The sequence below is a fragment of the Streptomyces sp. CHD11 genome (genome assembly GCF_018638295.1).
Classification (GTDB): Bacteria; Actinomycetota; Actinomycetes; order Streptomycetales; family Streptomycetaceae; genus Streptomyces.
Map to the genome: position 1 here is coordinate 79,764 of NZ_JABTTS010000018.1, position 17,786 is coordinate 97,549.

The following is a 17,786-nucleotide window of genomic DNA, read 5'->3' on the forward strand; positions in this document are numbered from 1 at the left end:
GCGTCGCGGGCGGCGGGACCGCGCCGCGGCTCGTTCGTTACGGTGGGGAAGACTCCGAGGCGGGCCCAGCGGTCCTCGATCGAGCCGGTCTCCGCGGAGTCCCCGTCTTCGTCATTGCCCGGAAGTCCCCCGGGCGCCGTGGCGTCCTCGAGCTCTCCCGGTTGGGCGTCTTCCCGCCACTTTTCCACGCGCACGCACTTCCCCCACAGACAGTTCCGGGTGCGCGAACGACCTGAGCACCAGCCGCCGGACCGGGCCCCCACCCGCTCCGAGCGCCCCGTTTATCACACTGTGCTCGGGCATTGAATGTAGCGCACGCGGAGGTTCCGTGTGAGACGCGTGCTGTTTCGTGTCAATGGCGAGACATCACGGGGACGCCATCACGACAGAGTCGCTGGCCGGAATCCACCCCCTTTCCGGCACCCGCAACCAGCCCTGTTCGACGCCGACGACCGTCGCAGCTCGCCGAAGTCCCTCCAGAGCAGGGTGAACCATCCCTTTCCGCCACACCAGGGACACAGGCGACAGGGGAACCGGGTCCACGAGCGGCCGCAGGACCGTCGACGGCAACGGCGGGAAGTCCACGACCGCGAGGATCGGGTGACGCGTTCTGGCCATCATCCGCTGGAACTCCTCCTCCCCCACGGCCAGCGGCGCGGGCGGCGCGAGCATGATGCCCCTCCCCCGGAACAACTGCCGCGCGAGGTCGGTCCACTCCGGCGTACGGGGGTTCCCGGCCCCGGCGTACACCGTCTCGCCGGCCAGCGCGGCCAGCGGCACCTCGGACAGCGGGGCCAGCGGGTGGTCCTCGGGCAGCACGACCGCCATCGGCTCGTGCCGCACCGGCTGCTGGTCCAGCGCGGAGCGCAGCGCGGGGGCGAGTCCCGCAAACCGCCCGAACGACGCGTCGAGCCGCCCCGCGAGCAGTTCCGCCGCCGCCCAGGTCAGCCCGCTCTCATAGCGGGCCATCAGCTCGTGTCCCGGGGAGAGTTCACGGGCCCGGTGCAGCACCCGGCGCGGGGTCTGCAGACCCGGGGAATTGAGGTCGACCAGCAGAGGGCGGGCCTGCCCGGCGGCGGCGAGCAGGTCGTCCTGCGCCTGGAGCACCGCGCGGGCGTACGGCAGCAGCCGTTCACCGTCGGCGGTGAGGGACACCTGGCGGGTGGTCCGGACGAACAGCTCACAGCCCAGCTCCCGTTCCAGCCGCCGCACATCCCGGCTGAGCGCCTGCTGGGCCACGTAGAGGCACGCGGCGGCACGGGTGAAGTGCAGTTCGCCGGCGACGGTCACGAAGGCGCGCAGCAGCCGCGGGTCCGGATGGGTGGGGACGGGCATCCCGGGAATTTACAACACAGGTGCGTGAATCGGCTCCGGACAGGTGTTGGACCGGCCGCGTGACCGGGGGCGACGGTGGAGGCATGCCTCAGCCGACCTCCCGGGACACACCCCTGTTCACGGTCACCGCCGACACCCTGGTCGCCGTCGACTTCCGCCCGCGCACCGCGGGAGGGTTCCGCGCGAAGGGCCCGTACCGCCGTCTCCTCGCACGGCCCGGCGCCCGCGCCTTCACGGCGGGGAACCTGATCGCCCGCCTGCCGATGGGCATGTTCAGCGTGAGCGCGGTCCTCATGATCGCGGGGACGCGGGGTTCGTACGCCCTGGCCGGTGCCGTCACCGCGACGGGGCTGGCGGCGACGGCGGTGGTCGCGCCGTGGACCGCTCGGCTGGTCGACCGGTACGGGCAGGCCCGTGTCGCCCTGCCGGCCACGGTGTTCGCCGTGGCCGGCTCCCTCGCGCTGCTGCTCTGCGTACGTCACGGCGCACCCGACTGGACCCTGTTCGTCTCCTACGCCGCCACCGCCACCACTCCGAACACCGGCGGTATGTCCCGGGCCCGCTGGGCTCACCTGCTGAAAGGCAGCCCCGAGGAACTGCACACCGCCCACTCCTTCGAACAGGCCACGGACGAACTCTGCTTCATGCTCGGCCCGGTGCTCGCGGCCTTCCTGTGCACGGCGTTCTTCCCGGAGGCGGGCACGCTCACCGGCGCAGTGCTGCTGCTGACGGGTGTGCTGTTGTTCACCGCGCAGCGGTCGACCGAGCCGCCGGCCGTACGGCGTTCCACCGGGCGGGCGCCGCTGCGGGCACCCGGCATGCGACCGCTGCTGGCCGTGTGCCTGGCCACCGGCGCGGTGTTCGGCTCGATGGAGGTGGTGACCCTGGCGTTCGCGGACGCGCAGGGGCACCGCGCGGCGTCCGGCGCGGTGCTGGCGCTCCAGGCGGCCGGTTCCTGTGCGGCGGGACTGCTGTACGGGGCGGCGCGCCCGGCCGGGTCCGCGCGGTCCCGGCTGCCGTGGTGTCTGGCCGCGATGACCGCGCTGATGACGCTGCCGCTCTGCGCGGCCGGTCTCACCGGCTCGCTGCCGGTCCTCGCCGCGGCGCTCCTGGTCGCCGGGATGGCGACCGCCCCGACGATGGTCACCACCATGACCCTGGTGCAGCGGTACACCCCCGAGGGGCGGCTGAACGAGGGCATGACGCTCGCGGTCACCGGTCTGCTCGGCGGGATCGCCTGCGGCAGCGCGGCCGGCGGCTGGACGGTGGAGCACCTCTCGGCGACGACCGGGTACGGCGTACCGGTGGCGGCGGCCGCGACCGCCCTCCTCGTCGCCCTGTGCGCCCTGGTCCCGTTCGGGGCGCCGATTCCCGCACGCCCCAAGGCGTGACGCGCCGGAGCACCGGGTCCCGCACCCGTGTGACCGCATGACGAAGGCCCCGCCGCTCGGAGCGACGGGGCCTCTGCCCACATGGGATGAGTGGAGATGGCGGGAATCGAACCCGCGTCCAACGGTGCGGAACCAGGGCTTCTCCGTGTGCAGTCGGCTGTGCTTTTCTCGGCCCCGGAGATCACGCCGACAAGTCTCCGACGGGCCCAGTCACTGTTGGATTTCCCTCTTCACCCCGTGACCGGGATCAAGGTTTAGTTCCCTAGCTGATGCCAGGATCCGGGTCGGGAACACCCCCGGGCTGACACTCCCTTAGGTAGGGGAGCCGCTGCTCGCTACCTGAAAATCAGGCAGCGAGGGCGAGCTCGCCCTGGGAGACAGATCGCTTAGAATTGGCGATTGTTTTTTTCGGCCTGTGGTTTACGAGATCATGGCCGCTTCCTCGACACGCTTCCCCTGCTTCGACAGCCGCTGTCGAAACCGATCATCCCCATGTTTTTTTCTCAAGGTACGCACCCTCTGCGGGGTGCTGTCCCCATCGTACGTGACCAACGCGGGTCGGTGCCAGCATATTCCCCGGCCCTCCCGCGAGGGCCTACGCCCGCTGCTTCCTGCGGACCGCCGAGATCGCCCGGTCGGTCTCGCGCCGGTCCTGCTTCTCCCGCAGCGTCTGCCGCTTGTCGTACTCCTTCTTGCCCTTGGCCAGCGCGATCTCGACCTTGGCGCGGCCGTCCTTGAAGTACAGGGAGAGCGGCACGATGGTGTGCCCCGTCTCCTGGGACTTGGACTGCAGCTTGTCGATCTCCTCGCGGTGCAGCAGCAGCTTCCGCTTGCGCCGCGCGCTGTGGTTGGTCCAGGTGCCCTGGCTGTACTCCGGCACATGCACGTTGTGCAGCCACGCCTCGGCGTCGCTGAGCTGGACGAAGCCGTCCACCAGCGACGCCCGTCCCTGACGCAGGGACTTCACCTCCGTACCGGTGAGGACGAGGCCGGCCTCGTAGGTGTCGATGATGAGGTAGTCGTGCCGCGCCTTCTTGTTCTGCGCGATCAGCTTGCGCCCTTTTTCCTTAGCCATAGTGCGCCCATTTTCGCACTACGGAGGGGGTCGGCGGAAAGCCGATTACGGACGGTGGCTAGCGGCCGAGTCCGCTGAGGACCGTCTCGGCCCGCTGGAGCGCCTCCTCGTCGGCCTCCAGGTCGGGGATGAGGCCCTGGCCGTCGACGCCCCGGCCGGAGGGAGTGCGGTAGTGGCCGACGGTCAGCTCGGCCACCGAGCCGTCGGGCAGCGCGGTCGGCATCTGGACCGAGCCCTTGCCGAAGGTGCGGCAGCCCACGACGACCGCTCGTCCACGGTCCTGCAGGGCGCCGGTGAGGAGCTCGGCCGCGCTCATCGTCCCGCCGTCGACGAGCGCGACCAGGGGTCTGGCCGTGTCGCCGCCGGGCTCGGCGTGCAGGGCGCGCTGCTCGCCGTCGACGTCGTACGTGGCGACCAGGCCGCCGTCGAAGAAGGCGGAGGCCACGATGGCCGCCTCGGCGACCAGTCCGCCGGAGTTGCCCCGCAGGTCCAGGACGATCCCGGCACCGGCCGGGGCCTCCCGTACGGCGGTGCGGACCGCTTCGCCGGAGCCCCGGGTGAAGGCGCCGACCTTGATGACCGTGGCGCCGGAGCCGAGCGCGCGGGTGGTGACGGTGTCCCGGGACAGCCGGGCCCGGCGTACGGTCTCGCTCCACGCGCGCGTGCCGCGTTCCAGCCCGAGGCGGACGGTGGTGCCGGCGCTGTCCCCCGCGGTGTCGCCGCGCAGTAACGAGACCACCTCGGTGACGGGCCGGCCGTCGACCCGTTCGCCGTCGACGCTGCGCAGCCGGTCCCCCGCGCGGATGCCCGCCTCGGCGGCGGGCGTGTCACGGCCCACCCTGGTCACCTCGATACGGCCGTTCCGCTCGCGGGCCAACAGGCCGACGCCGGTGTAGCGGCCGTCCAGGGACTCCTCGAACTCCTCGTACTCGCCCGGGGAGTAGACGGCGGCCCAGCGGTCCCCGCTGCGGCTGACGGCGCGCTGGGCGGCCTCCATGGGGGACGTGCCGTCGGCGGCGGCCTCCTCGGCCGCCCGGGCGACCTCCGCGTGGTGACCCACGGGCGCGGCCGCGGCCGCGCCGTCCGCCGCGTCCTCGCGGTCCGTCCCGGGGAGGCTGCCGGTGGCCGCGCCTGCGGCCAGCACACTGGCGAACACCAAGGTCAGGGCGGCCCCGCGGCCGATGCGGCGGGGCTGACAGAACAGGGCACGACCTGACATGCCGGTGAGTCTAGGACAACGCGCAGGGGCGCACGGCCGGTTGGCCGCACGCCCCTCGTGGCACGCGTCACTCGGACTCTTGCGAGGAGGCCCCGATCTCTCACGCCGGAGCGAGGGAGGAGCGGGCACGGCCACCGCGGAGCCGGGAATCCCCTCCTCCTTCGAGGAGCAGAGCAGTCACACCTTCAGGTACTTGCGCAGCGCGAAGAACGCGGCCAGGGCCGGCATCAGCAGGCTGGTCGCCAGGATCAGCGGAAGCTTCGACAGTACGGCGTCCCAGCCGATGAAGTTGATCAGATTCAGCTTCTCGGACAGGGCCAGTCCGTGGTCGATGATGAAGTACCGCGCGACGAGCAGGAACCCGCACGCGAGCGTCCCGCCGATGAGTCCGGCGACCGCGGCCTCCATGATGAACGGCGCCTGGATGTAGAAGCCGGAGGCGCCGACCAGGCGCATGATGCCGGTCTCGCGGCGGCGGCTGAACGCGGAGACCCGCACCGTGTTCACGATCAGCATCAGGGCGACCACCAGCATGAGCGCCATCACCGCGAGGGCCGCCAGGTTCATGCCCTCCAGCAACCCGAAGAGGTTGTCGAGGAGGCCCTTCTGATCCTGCACCGACTGCACGCCGTCCCGCCCGTCGAAGGCGGTCGCGATGACCTGGTACTTCTCCGGGTCCTTCAGCTTGATGCGGTACGACTCCTGCATCTGGTCGGGCGTGAGGGAACTGGCCAGCGGGGAGTCGCCGAACTGCTCCTTGTAGTGCTTGTACGCCTCGTCCTGCGACTCGTACGACACCGAGTCGACGACCGACATCTTCTCCAGGTCGGTCTTGATCTGACCCTTCTGGTCGTCGGTCACCGCGCCCTTGGCACAGCTGGGGTCCGACTCGGCGTCACTCTTGTTGCACAGGAAGATGGAGACGTTGACCTTGTCGTACCAGTAGCCCTTCATCGTGTTCACCTGGTCGCTCATCAGGAGCGACCCGCCGAACAGGGCGAGCGACAGGGCGACGGAGACGACGACGGCGAAGGTCATCGTCAGGTTGCGGCGGAGACCGACGCCGATCTCCGACAGGACGAACTGGGCGCGCATGGCGTCTGAAAGCCTTTCCGTGGAGCGTCAGTGCTGGTAGCCGTAGACGCCGCGTGCCTGGTCGCGGACGAGACGGCCCTTCTCCAGCTCGATGACGCGCTTGCGCATCTGGTCCACGATGTTCTGGTCGTGCGTCGCCATCACCACGGTGGTGCCCGTCCGGTTGATGCGGTCGAGCAGCTTCATGATGCCGACGGAGGTCTGCGGGTCGAGGTTGCCGGTGGGCTCGTCGCAGATGAGCAGCTTCGGCCGGTTGACGAAGGCCCGCGCGATGGCGACGCGCTGCTGCTCGCCACCGGAGAGCTCGCCCGGCATGCGGTCCTCCTTGCCGCCGAGCCCGACGAGGTCGAGCACCTGCGGCACGGACTTGCGGATCTCACCGCGCGACTTGCCGATGACCTCCTGCGCGAAGGCGACGTTCTCGGCGACCGTCTTGTTCGGCAGCAGGCGGAAGTCCTGGAACACGGTCCCCAGCTGGCGCCGGATCTGCGGCACCTTCCAGTTGGAGACACGGGCGAGATCCTTGCCCAGGACGTGTACCTGTCCGTGGCTGGCCCGCTCCTCGCGGAGGATCAGCCGCAGGAAGGTGGACTTTCCGGAGCCGGAGGAGCCCACGAGGAACACGAACTCGCCCTTCTCGACCTCCAGGGTGACGTCCCTGAGGGCTGGGCGGTTCTGCTTGGGGTAGGCCTTGGACACGTTGTCGAATCGGATCACGGGTGCACCACGGGTAGCCGGGGGTAGATGAGCGTGACCTTACGCGACCCGGGGAGCCGAGCGCAGTCACCGGAGGGGGTTGCGGAAGAGATGCGCCCTTTGTGCCGGGCGACGGCAACTCCCCGGGGCGCGGGAGGGTGACGTGTGCGGCCGCGCAGCGTGGGCGCGACCGGGCCCCGGCGCCGCTTCCGCGCCCCGGGGAGCCCTTCCGGAGCGACCCGGCGCGGCATCCGCGGGAACCTGGCACAGTGGAGAGAGGGGAACGTTCGCGCGGACGTGGGCGTTGTGTGACTGGAACCGGTGCGAGGAGGGCGAGCGCATGACGTACGACAGGCTGGTGTGCGCGAACTGCGCCGCGCCCGTGAGCGAGGGCCGGTGCCGGGTGTGCCGCGCGAACCGCGAGCGGCTGCAGCAGGAGAACAACTTCTTCGCGGGGCTGAACCCCATCACGCTGATCGCCCTGCTGGCGGTTCTGATCGCGGCGGTGGCGCTGCTCGCCCAGCAGACCGCCTGAGCCTGCCGCCGACGGCTGGGCAGGCCCGGAACAGACAGGGCGAAGGGCCCGGAACGCGACTCGCGTTCCGGGCCCTTCGTCTTACGTCGGGCACACTGTGTGCGCACGCGCGGCCACCGTCAGGCAGCGGCGCCACCGCGGCCGGTCATCAGGCGCGGCAGCACCCGGAAGCCGATACCGCCGGCGATCATCGTGGCGGCGCCGATCACCAGGAAGGTGGTCTCGGCGGCACCGGTCTCGGCGAGCTCCTTGCCGTTGCCCTGGGCCGAGGTGGCCGGGACGTCGTCGCCGGTGTCGGTGAGGGACGAGGAGCCCTCGTCCTGCGGCGAGGCACCGCCGTCGGGGTCGGCGGCGTTGCCACCGTTGCCGTTGTCGTTGCCCGGGGTGGTCGGGTCCTCGATGGGCTCCTCGGGCTCGGTGGGCTCCTCGGGCTCGGTGGGCTCCTCCGGCTCGGTGGGCTCCTCCGGCTCGGTGGGCTCCTCCGGCTCGGTGGGCTCCTCGGGCTCGGTCGGAATCTCCGGCTCGGTGGGCTCCTCCGGCTCGTCGGGAATCTCCGGGTTCTCGGGGTCCGGGTCTTCCCCGTCGAGGCCCACCTGGGCTCCGAGGCCCCCGTCGCCGGCCTCGGCGCTCACACCGAGGTCGAGTGCGGAGGCGGCGCCCGCCGCGGTCAGCGAGGCACCGGCCGCGATCACGGCACCGGCCGCGATCCGAGCGACACGGATCCGCGTCTTCTTGGTCATGTGGTTGCTACCCCCAGTAGCTCATCGTCAGTGAGGCGGCGCTCGGGGCCGTGATCGACGGAGGCTGCTGCGATAAGGCGCCCCCGGTTCACATGCGCCCCGGAGATACGCATGCCGCGCTTCACCCTTCCGATTTTCCAAAAGAACGTCAAGGCCGTTGCGTACGCGATGTCCGGCTACGAGGGCTTTGCGGAACAAGGAAGCCGAGACTGTGACATAGAACCCGGACACCCCGACACGGAAAGGCAACTGCCACCCATGGGGCGGCAGTTGCCTTGTCGACAAATCGGCGTTCGCGCGGGCGGTTACTTCTCCTGCTGCTTGCGCCAGCGAATCCCGGCCTCGAGGAAGCCGTCGATCTCGCCGTTGAACACGGCCTCGGGGTTGCCGACTTCGTGCTCGGTGCGCAGGTCCTTGACCATCTGGTACGGGTGCAGCACGTACGAACGCATCTGGTTGCCCCAGGAGTTGCCGCCGTCGCCCTTGAGGGCGTCCATCTTGGCCTGCTCCTCCTGACGGCGCCGCTCCAGCAGCTTGGCCTGGAGGACGTTCATCGCGGTGGCCTTGTTCTGGATCTGTGAGCGCTCGTTCTGGCAGGAGACCACGATGCCGGTGGGGATGTGGGTGAGCCGCACCGCGGAGTCGGTGGTGTTCACGCCCTGGCCGCCGGGGCCGGAGGAGCGGTAGACGTCCACGCGCAGTTCGGACTCGTCGATCTCGATGTGATCGGTCTGCTCGACCACGGGGAGGATCTCGACGCCGGCGAAGGAGGTCTGGCGGCGGCCCTGGTTGTCGAAGGGCGAGATGCGCACGAGGCGGTGCGTGCCCTGCTCGACGGAGAGCGTGCCGTAGGCGTAGGGCACCTGGACGGAGAAGGTGGTCGACTTGATGCCGGCCTCCTCGGCGTACGACGTCTCGATCAGCTCGGTCTTGTAGCCGCGCTGCTCGGCCCAGCGCAGGTACATGCGCTGGAGCTTCTCGGCGAAGTCGGCGGCGTCGACGCCGCCAGCCTCCGCACGGATGTTGACGAGCGCCTCACGGGAGTCGTACTCGCCGCTGAGCAGCGTCCGGACCTCCATCTCGTCCAGTGCCTTGCGGACCGCGGTGAGCTCGGACTCGGCCTCCGCGCGGGTGTCCGGGTCGTCCTCCTCCTCGGCCATCTCGAAGAGCACGGAGAGATCGTCGATCCGGCCCCGGAGCGCCTCGGTCTTCCGCACCTCGGCCTGGAGGTGGGAGAGCTTGCTGGTGATCTTCTGCGCCTCGTCCGGGTTGTCCCACAGGGACGGCGCTGCCGCCTGCTCCTCGAGCACGGCGATGTCTGCCCTCAGCTTGTCGAGGTCCAGGACGGCCTCGATCGACTCCATGGTCGAGGAGAGGGACTTGAGCTCTTCGGATACATCGACGACTGCCACGCCCTCCAGCGTAACGGCTCCGCCCGCCGGGCCACGCCGGGCGGCCCCGGCGGGCGGCCCCCACGGGGCGGACCCGCGCATCCGCGTGGCCCCTCGGGTGTCAGGGGACGGCCGGGGCCGAGTTCCGGGGGGAGTCCGGTGGGGTGGGGGGATCGTCGGAGGCGGCCAGCCAGGTGCCGACGCCGGCTGCCGTCAGGAGGAGCGCCGCCACCGCCACGGTCAGACGGCGCCTGCGGGTGACCGCGCGGTTGCGGGCCGAGCCGGGCCGGGGGGCTCCGGACGCGCGGGGCGCGCGGGCCGTGCCGCGGGCGCCGCCGGCCAGCTCGTCGGGGGCGGGCACCCGCATCGACGTGTGCGTGTCACGGTTGGAGTCGGACGGCTTCGCGCCCGGGACCAGCGGGACCGCGCCGCGGCGGCGCACCGGTGCTCCGGCGGCCTGGGAGGGACCGGCCACCGGAACGGTCTCGTCCGTCTCCTCCTCCGGCTCGGTGTCCGGCTCGTCGACGTCCAGCGGCGGCATCCCCGCCAGCATCGGCAGCAGCTCCCGCAGCCGCACGCCCAGCTCGGAGGCGCGCAGCCGGGACGCCGGGGCCTTCGCCAGGCACTGCACCAGCAGCTGCCACAGCTCGTCCGGGATGCCCGGGAGGGGGACGACCGTCTCGGTGACATGGCGGCGCAGCACCGCGCCCGGGTGGCCGCCGCCGAACGGGGTGAAGCCGGCCAGCAGCTCGTAGAGGACCGTCGCGAGGGCGTAGATGTCGACCGACGCGCGCGGCGGCAGGCCCTCGACGATCTCCGGGGCGAGGTAGTCCGGCGTTCCGATGATCTTCGTGGCGCGGGTGCGGCGCGGGGTGTCGATGAGTTTCGCCACACCGAAGTCGGTGAGCAGGGCGCGGTGCGAACCGCCGGGGCCGAGCGGGCCCTGCATGTCCAGCAGCACGTTCTCCGGCTTCACGTCACGGTGCACGACCCCGGCGGCGTGCGCCGCCGCCAGTCCGTCCGCGACATCGGCGACGATCGCCACCGCCGCCTCCGGTGCCAGCCTGCGCTCCCGGTCGAGACGGGTGCGCAGGTCCGTACCCCGGACGAGGTCCATGACCAGGGCGAGATCGTTGCCGTCGACCACCAGATCGCGTACGGACACGATGTGCGGGTGTTCCAGGCCGAGCAGCGCCGTCCGCTCCCGCACGAAGCGGCCGACGAGCTCCTGGTCCGAGGAGAGATCCTCACGCAGCAGCTTGACGGCGACGGGCCCCTCGGGCCCCTCGCCCAGCCACACCGTGCCGGCGCTGCCCCGCCCGAGGACCTGGTGGGCGGTGTACCGGCTGCCGATTCTCCGTGCCAAGGCTGCTCCTACCGACGCGTGTTGTCGCCAAAGCTACGCGTCCGGGGAGCCGGCCTTCACCGGGGATACCGAAATCGACCCCCAGGTGTCGACAAATCAGCAAACAAGCCCGGTTCGAGCCGGCGGGGCCTACGGCCCGTCCGGGCCGCCCAGATCCTGGATCCAGCCCGTCACCGAGCCGAACCAGTCGCTGAGCTGCTCCCAGTAGCCCTTGCCGGTGCCGATCCAGCCCTGGAGCGGGCTCAGCTCCCAGATCAGCCAGCCCGCGACGAACAGGATGACGATCGTGAAGAAGCACCCCTTGAGACAGCCCAGGCCAGGGATGCGCATCGGGTTGGCACCGCGCTGCCGGGGCTCCCGGGGCGGGCGGGGCTCCCGGGCCGGACGCTGCGGCTCCGGCGGCGGGGCGTACCGCTGCGGCTGGGGCTGCTGAGGCGGCTGCGACCGCTGGGGCGGCTGCGGGGCGTACTGCTGGGGCGGGGGCTGCTGCGGGTAGCCGTACCCGGGGCCGGGCTGCGGCTGCTGCTGCGGCTGGGGGCGCCGCTGGGGCTGCTGCTGCGGGGGCTGCTGCTGCGGGGGCCGGGCGACCTGCCGCTGGGGGCGGCGGCGCAGCGGGTCCTGGTTCGGGTCGAGGTACTGGACCTGGGTCTGCTCGTTGCGGTCGCGGGCCGCGCGGAGCTGGTTCTGCCAGGGGTGCGGGTCCTCGGGCCCCTGCCCGCCGGGCTGCCCCGGCTGCCCCGGCTGTCCGGGCGGCACCGGAGGCATCACGGCGGTGGGGTCGGCGGCGCCGGCCGGGGATCCGGTCTGCGGCAGGACGCTGGTCGCGGCGCCCGGGTCGTAGCCGCCCGCGCCGTGCGGAAGGACCTGGGTGGGGTCGGCGGAGCCGGCGGCGCCGGGCACCGACGCGGGCGTCGGGTCGGGGGCGAGGAGCACACCCACGTTCTCCGCGGCGGAGATCTGCCCGGAGTTCGCGTGCACCCCGATGCCCTCGGCGACGACCCGCAGGCCACGCCCCAGGTTCTCGGCGCTCGGGCGTTCGTCCGGGTTCTTGCGCAGGCAGCGCTCGATGACCGTCCACAGCGGGTCGGGGACGGTGGACGGGCGGCGCGGTTCGGCGCTCAGGTGCTGGTGCAGCACCTCGAGGGCGGAGCCGCCGGAGAACGGCGGGCGTCCGGTGACCAGCTCGTACAGGAGGATGCCGGCGCCGTAGATGTCGACGGCGGAGGTCTGCGGGCGGCCCTCGGCGGACTCGGGCGCGATGTACGCGGGGGTGCCGACGAACTCGTGGGTACGGGTCAGGCCCGGGGAGTCGGCGAGGCGGGCGATGCCGAAGTCGGTGAGCATCGGGTGCATCTCGCCGCCGCTCTGCCTCAGCAGGACGTTGGCCGGTTTCAGGTCCCGGTGCACCACGCCGTCGGCGTGGCTGGCGCCGAGCGCGTCGGCGATCTGCGCCGTCAGCAGGGCCGCGGCGACGGGGGTGAAGGGGCCGTTCTCGCGGAGATAGTGGTGCAGGTCGGGGCCCTCGACGAGGTCCATGACCAGGGCCAGCAGATCACCCTCGACCACCAGGTCGCGGACCCGGACGATGTTGGGGTGGGTGAGCCGCAGCAGGACGGACCGCTCGCGCAGGAAACGCGTCACGATGTCGGCGTCGCCTGCGAGCTCCTCCTTGAGGACCTTGATCGCGACGGTCTCTCCGGGCTGCCCCGGCACGGCCGCCTCGGCGCCCGCGGTCTCCCGCTGGCGGGCGCGCCAGACGGTGCCCGTGGCGCCGCGTCCCAGCGGCTCCTCGAGCAGGTACTTGCTCCCTACCGGCCGCACGTCATGCGCTCCCTGCTGCTTGCTTGGCTGGCGTACACCGTGGTCCACCCTGCTCCGGAATGTTCCGACCCACTGTAGTGCCGCCGCGCGGGATACCGGCCGGACGTCTTCGACGCCACTTGCTCCGGCGGCCGGACCGCCGTCCCGCCGCGGCGGGTCGTACGTACCGGTTCCCGCCGGTGTCCGACGGTTCGGAGGAAAGACGTAGCAGTCGGTCCGTTGGTTGCCGCGCAGCGGACGTGACCGATCTCAAGTCGGCACAAAACGATCATCGACTCGTCATTGGTCAGGCATTTTTGCGGGCAGAGCCGACCAATCAAGATCATTCTTTGCCGGAAGGCGGGCGCGTTGTCGGTGTCAGGTGCGAGGATGCGTGCAGTACTGGCCGTACGTGCGCGTGTGGCGGTGGGGGAAGACCGCGGTGGGGGACCGCGGGGCGGTTCCGTCCCCTCGTGCCGCGGGCGCTCGCGCAGAAGGGACCGCTGACGGCGATGCAGATCCGGCTGACCGTCGTAGACCCGCTGGGCCCCTCATCCCCCGCGCGGGAGCGGGCCCTGAGCTGCGACGTGCTGGTCACGGCGCCCGCGGGCACTGCTCTGGCCGCGGTCGCCTCCGCACTGGCCTCGGCGGTCTCCGGCGGCGACGCGGCATCCGGCTCCACGGGCGCACCGGTGCTGTACGCCGGCGACCAGCGGCTCGACGCCCAGCGCTGCACGCTGGGCGAGCCGCCGCTGATCGACGGGGCGGTGCTGGCCGTGGGCGCCCCCGGCGAGCCCGAGCCGCATCCGGAGCTGGACGAGGCCCCGACCCGGCTGCATGTCGTCGCCGGTCCCGACGCGGGCGGCGTGCATCTGCTGCACGGCGGTGAGATCCGGATAGGCCGCTCCGCCGACGCCGACGTCCCGCTCGACGACCCGGACGTCTCCCGGCTGCACTGCGCGGTCACGGTCGGCGCCGACGGCCGCGTCTCGGTCGCCGACCTCGGCTCCACCAACGGCACCACCCTGGACGGCCGCCGCGTGGGCCCCCGCCCGGTCCGTCTGAACCCGGGAGCGCTGCTGCGCATCGGCGAGTCGGCGCTCCGGCTGACTCCGGCGGCGGGTCCGCGCGCGCGGACGACGACGACACCGGACGGGGAGGGACACGTCCGGGTACCGGGGCCGCGGACGGGCGAGGAGACCGGGAACGGGGCCTTCGGGGGTGCCGAAGCCGCCGGAAGCGCCGGTGCCTCCGGCGACGTCAGGTCCCCCCGCGGCGCCGGCGCCTCCGGGCACACCGACTCCCCCGGCGACGCCGGGGACTTCCGGGACACCGGGGCCGGCGGAAGTGCCGGGCACGGCGAAGGCACCCGGTTCCCCGGTGAGGTCGCGGACGTCCGGGCCGCCTCCGCGGGCGCCGGGGCGGCCGGGGCTTCTGGCCGTCGGGCGGCGGTCAACGGGGAGAGCCCGCGCGCCCGCGTGGAACCGACGGCCCCGCCGCGGGGGCGGACCCATCACGCCTACGGCTCGGCGAGCCGGGCCGCCGACGGCCGGCGCACCGACGGTCAGGTCACGGGCGGCCCGTCTCCCGGCGGCCGGTCAGCGGGAGACGGGACGGCCGGCAGCGGGACGGCCGGCAGCGGGACGGCCGGCAGCGGGACGCACGGACGGGCTCCCGGCAGCGCGACCGCCGGCGGTGACGCGGCCGACGGACGCAGTCCCGGCGGATACGCCGCCCGCGGCCAGACTTCGGGGGCGCCCCGTGGACCACGGGTACCGGAGCAGGGCGAGGCGCCCCGGCCCGAACGGCGGGAAGGCGGCGCCGCCGGACGCACGCTGCGGATCGCCCCGCGCGGGGATGTGCCCCGGGTGCCCAAGGGACGCCGCGTGTCACAGCCGCGGCCGGCCGCGGGCGAGGCACACGCGGACCGCGGGCCGCTCGACGAGGGGCGCGGTGCCGGGTCCGCCGGTCCGGCCGACGCGGGACGCCGGGCCTCCGACGCGGAACACGGCGACTCCCGGGACGAGGCCCCCGCCGCTCCCGGCCGGAGGCCCGACGGGCTCCGCGCCGGCCGCCCCGGCGGATCTCCCGGCACCACGGGTGACGCACGCGACAGGAGCACCCGCCCGGCCCGCACAGCCGAAGCGTTCCGCGCCGCCACGGCGCACGAGGGGCCGCACGGCGGAGCCCCCGACGCCCACGCGCCCGGAGGGCCCTCCGCCGGTACCTCCCACGACGGCATCCCCTCCCCCCGTACCGCCGACGGCACCCCGCGTGACACGCGCTACGACGGGCCTCCCGCCACCACCCCCGCTCGCACCCCCGAGGGACCCGCCGGCGGCACGACGGGCCCCGCATCCGGCGGGTACCGCCCGGACGCCGGACACCGTGGTGACGACATCCCCGGCCAGGGGTCCCGCCACGCCGTCCACGACCCCGGCACCCCCGGCACCGCCGGCACCCGCAAGGGCACCCCCGTCCGCGGCATCGACCTCCCCCCGCCCCCCGGCGGACGGAAGCGGGGCGGGATCGGGGCCTGGGCCCGGCGGCTCACCGGTAGCCGGCAGGAGCGCGAGGCCCCGGCGCCGGCGTGGGACGGCCACGACGGCTGTGTCCCGGACGGGGGGCCCACCCCCGAACCCGCCTTCGTCACGTCCGTACAGCCCGAGACCTGGCCGGACCCCGCCACGCTGCTGCTGACCGCGCTGGGCCCCGGCCCCCGGCTGTGGGAGCGCGGGCCGGGTCATCCCGAGGCGCTCACGGTGCGGCTCGGCACCACGGACCGGACCGCGCCGGACGGTTCGGGCCTGCTGCCCGCCGTGCCGGTGACCTCGGGCCTGCGCGAGGTGGGCGCCCTGGGACTGGCCGGTCCCCGGGAGCGTCTGACCGGGCTGGCCCGCGCGGTGCTGGCCCAGCTCGCCGCGCTGCACTCCCCCGACTCGCTGGAGATCGTCCTGATCGCCGCGGACCCCTCCCGCCCCCTGGCGGAGCGCACCGCGCAGTGGTCCTGGCTGGGCTGGCTGCCGCATGTCCGCCCCGGGCACGGCCAGGACTGCCGCCTGCTGCTCGCGCACGACCGCGAACAGGCCACCGCGCGCGCCGACGAGCTGCTGCGCCGGCTGGCGGACCACGACCACACGGCCGCCCCCGTCCCGGAGGGCGACGGCCCGAACACCGTGGTCGTCGTGGACGGTGACCCCGGTGGCACGGAGATCCGTGAGGCGGTGGCCCGGCTCGCCCAGGACGGCCCGCGGGCCGGGATCCACGTCGTGTGTCTCGCCGAGACACCCGCCGCCTCCGCCTCGTCCCCGGTGACGGAGACGTACGAGGCGGCCTGCGCGGTGGTCCCGGCGTTCCGGCGGTGCGGAGCCGTCGCCCTGCTCAGCGGTGACGTGGCGACCACGCTGCGGCTGCTGCGGGTGGCCGGGAGCGGCTCCGGGACTCCCCCGGGCCCCGTGGGCCACGGCACGCTCGCCACCGTCGACGCGGTCTCCCCCGCCTGGGCCGAACGGTTCGCACGGGCCCTGGCGCCGCTGCGCACCGACGGCGCCCCGGGCGAGCGGCACGCGCGCGTGTCCGCTCCGCTGCCCCGGTCGACGCGGCTGCTGGACGAGCTGGGCCTGGCACGGGCCACCCCGGCCTCGCTGATGGCCCGGTGGGCGGACGCGGCCGACGACACCCAGGCGCTCGGCGGACGCGTCACCGCCATACTGGGCGCCGGACCGCGCGGACCGGTCGTCGCCGATCTCGCCGCCGACGGACCGCATCTGCTGGTCGAGGGAGCGTCCGGCAGCGGCCGTACGGAGCTGCTGCGGGCGGTCGTCGCCTCGCTGGCGGCCGCCGAGCGCCCCGACCGGCTGGGCATCGTGCTGGTCGACGGCAGGGGCGGCCCCGCCACGGGCGCCGGACCCGGCGAGGGCCTGCGGGTGTGTACGGACGTACCGCATGTGACCACGCATCTGGGCGCCAGTGACCCGGTGCGGATGCGGGAGTTCGCCCAGTCCCTGAGCGCCGAGCTGAAGCGGCGCGCGGAGCTGCTGGGGCGCTCGGACTTCACGGAGTGGCACACCGGACGCGAGCTGTCGGACCGTATGGTCGCCCAGCGCACGGCCGCCTCCCGCGCGGGGGCGGAACCGGGCGGGCAGAACGGCGACCTGGAGGCCCCGCCCAGCTCCTCCACCCTGCGGCTGCGCCCGGGGGCGGACCGGCGCAGGACCGAGGCCCCGCCGCCGCTGCCCCGGCTGGTGGTGGTCGTGGACGACCTGGACGCGCTGGTGTCCCCCGCGCTCGGTTCACCGGGGCGGCCCGCCGCCGGTTCGGTGATGCGGGCGCTGGAGGCCGTGGCGCGCGACGGCGACCGGCTCGGTGTGCATCTGGTGACGGCCACCGGTCCGTGTGCGCGGACGGCGGCGACCGAGCCGGCGCGGCAGGCGTCGCTGCGCGTCACGCTCGACCACCCGCCCGCACCGGGCGGCTGTCCCGACGCCCCGGCACCGGGCCGTGGCCGCCTGGCTCTCCCGGACGGACGGGAGACGGCGTTCCAGGGCGGCCGGGTGACGGGCCGTATCCCGCGGACGGCGACCCTGCGGCCGACGGTCGTCCCCCTGGAGTGGCACCGCATGGGCGACCCCCCGGCCCGCCGCCAGGTCCGCGAACTCGGCAACGGCCCGACGGACCTGGCCCTGCTCGCCAGCGCCCTGGAACGGGCGGCGCGTCAGGTCTCTGCCGCGGAGGTGCCGTCGCTCCTGTGATCCGGGCGGGGAAGGCGGGTCAGTGCCCTCCCCGGTTCTTCACCCAGGGTCCGGTTCCGGGCCGGGGCTCGGTGTACGCGCCGTGCACCTCGGTGGTCAGTTCGTCCCGCGTCACCCGGCCGGACACAACACAGACGACTCCGGTGTGCACGCCGTAGTGCCCGTCGCCGATGTGGACCGCGTACTCCTCGCCGCACCAGAAGGGCGGCCGCGGTGACTGACCGTCCGATGAGCAAGTCCTCAGCTTCCCTGCTTCGCGTGAGCAAGTCATGAGCCGGGACACCCGGGCGCACTGACGCATGGTCACGACGCGGTCACGATCCATGACTTGACACGGAACGCACTCTTGCCACCCCCACCCCCCGGGCGTAGACCAGAGCGCACGGGAAGCG

General features: G+C 73.3%; 12 protein-coding genes and 1 other RNA gene. 3 read left to right on the top strand and 10 right to left on the bottom strand.

What is annotated here, in order from left to right:
- Nucleotides 1-366 precede the first annotated feature (366 nt).
- Entirely contained in the window at nucleotides 367-1,335 is a 969-nt protein-coding gene (locus HTV45_RS19455) for a LysR family transcriptional regulator (RefSeq protein WP_215207085.1), read from the bottom strand.
- Between the two features lie 83 nt (nucleotides 1,336-1,418).
- Between HTV45_RS19455 and HTV45_RS19460 the strand changes: the two genes are divergently transcribed.
- On the top strand, nucleotides 1,419-2,726 hold the full coding sequence (locus HTV45_RS19460) for an MFS transporter (protein WP_215207086.1): 1,308 nt from the start codon (nucleotides 1,419-1,421) through the stop codon (nucleotides 2,724-2,726).
- Nucleotides 2,727-2,814: 88 nt separating this feature from the next.
- Here HTV45_RS19460 and ssrA read toward each other — a convergent pair.
- The 5 genes from ssrA to ftsE all read right to left on the bottom strand — a co-directional run bounded on the left by ssrA (nucleotide 2,815) and on the right by ftsE (nucleotide 6,832).
- Nucleotides 2,815-3,218: a transfer-messenger RNA gene (ssrA, locus tag HTV45_RS19465) on the bottom strand.
- Nucleotides 3,219-3,321: 103 nt separating this feature from the next.
- Nucleotides 3,322-3,801, bottom strand: a complete 480-nt coding sequence (smpB, locus tag HTV45_RS19470) for an SsrA-binding protein SmpB (RefSeq protein WP_215207087.1) — start codon at nucleotides 3,799-3,801, stop codon at nucleotides 3,322-3,324.
- A gap of 58 nt (nucleotides 3,802-3,859) precedes the next feature.
- A complete protein-coding gene (locus tag HTV45_RS19475; protein WP_215207088.1) occupies nucleotides 3,860-5,020 on the bottom strand; it encodes a S41 family peptidase in 1,161 nt (386 codons plus the stop codon).
- A gap of 177 nt (nucleotides 5,021-5,197) precedes the next feature.
- Entirely contained in the window at nucleotides 5,198-6,115 is a 918-nt protein-coding gene (gene ftsX / locus HTV45_RS19480; RefSeq protein ID WP_215207089.1) for a permease-like cell division protein FtsX, read from the bottom strand.
- A gap of 27 nt (nucleotides 6,116-6,142) precedes the next feature.
- Nucleotides 6,143-6,832 (bottom strand): cell division ATP-binding protein FtsE, encoded by a 690-nt coding sequence (gene ftsE, locus HTV45_RS19485; protein WP_103543777.1) that lies wholly within the window; start codon nucleotides 6,830-6,832, stop codon nucleotides 6,143-6,145.
- A gap of 319 nt (nucleotides 6,833-7,151) precedes the next feature.
- Between ftsE and HTV45_RS19490 the strand changes: the two genes are divergently transcribed.
- Nucleotides 7,152-7,346 (top strand): hypothetical protein, encoded by a 195-nt coding sequence (locus HTV45_RS19490; RefSeq protein ID WP_215207090.1) that lies wholly within the window; start codon nucleotides 7,152-7,154, stop codon nucleotides 7,344-7,346.
- A gap of 119 nt (nucleotides 7,347-7,465) precedes the next feature.
- On the opposite strand, the gene HTV45_RS19495 is transcribed toward HTV45_RS19490, so the two are convergent.
- From HTV45_RS19495 to HTV45_RS19510, 4 genes are all read right to left on the bottom strand, one after another.
- A complete protein-coding gene (locus HTV45_RS19495) occupies nucleotides 7,466-8,086 on the bottom strand; it encodes a hypothetical protein (protein ID WP_215207091.1) in 621 nt (206 codons plus the stop codon).
- Between the two features lie 305 nt (nucleotides 8,087-8,391).
- Nucleotides 8,392-9,498, bottom strand: a complete 1,107-nt coding sequence (gene prfB / locus HTV45_RS19500) for a peptide chain release factor 2 (RefSeq protein ID WP_215207092.1) — start codon at nucleotides 9,496-9,498, stop codon at nucleotides 8,392-8,394.
- Between the two features lie 100 nt (nucleotides 9,499-9,598).
- Nucleotides 9,599-10,843 carry a serine/threonine-protein kinase gene (locus tag HTV45_RS19505; protein WP_215207093.1) on the bottom strand — a complete coding sequence of 415 codons (1,245 nt, stop codon included), beginning with the start codon at nucleotides 10,841-10,843 and terminating at the stop codon, nucleotides 9,599-9,601.
- Nucleotides 10,844-10,972: 129 nt separating this feature from the next.
- Nucleotides 10,973-12,664 (bottom strand): serine/threonine-protein kinase, encoded by a 1,692-nt coding sequence (locus HTV45_RS19510; RefSeq protein ID WP_215207094.1) that lies wholly within the window; start codon nucleotides 12,662-12,664, stop codon nucleotides 10,973-10,975.
- A 491-nt stretch (nucleotides 12,665-13,155) separates the two neighbouring features.
- On the opposite strand from HTV45_RS19510, the gene HTV45_RS34375 reads away from it, so the two are divergent.
- Nucleotides 13,156-17,394, top strand: a complete 4,239-nt coding sequence (locus HTV45_RS34375) for an FHA domain-containing protein (protein WP_251692422.1) — start codon at nucleotides 13,156-13,158, stop codon at nucleotides 17,392-17,394.
- Nucleotides 17,395-17,786 lie beyond the last annotated feature (392 nt).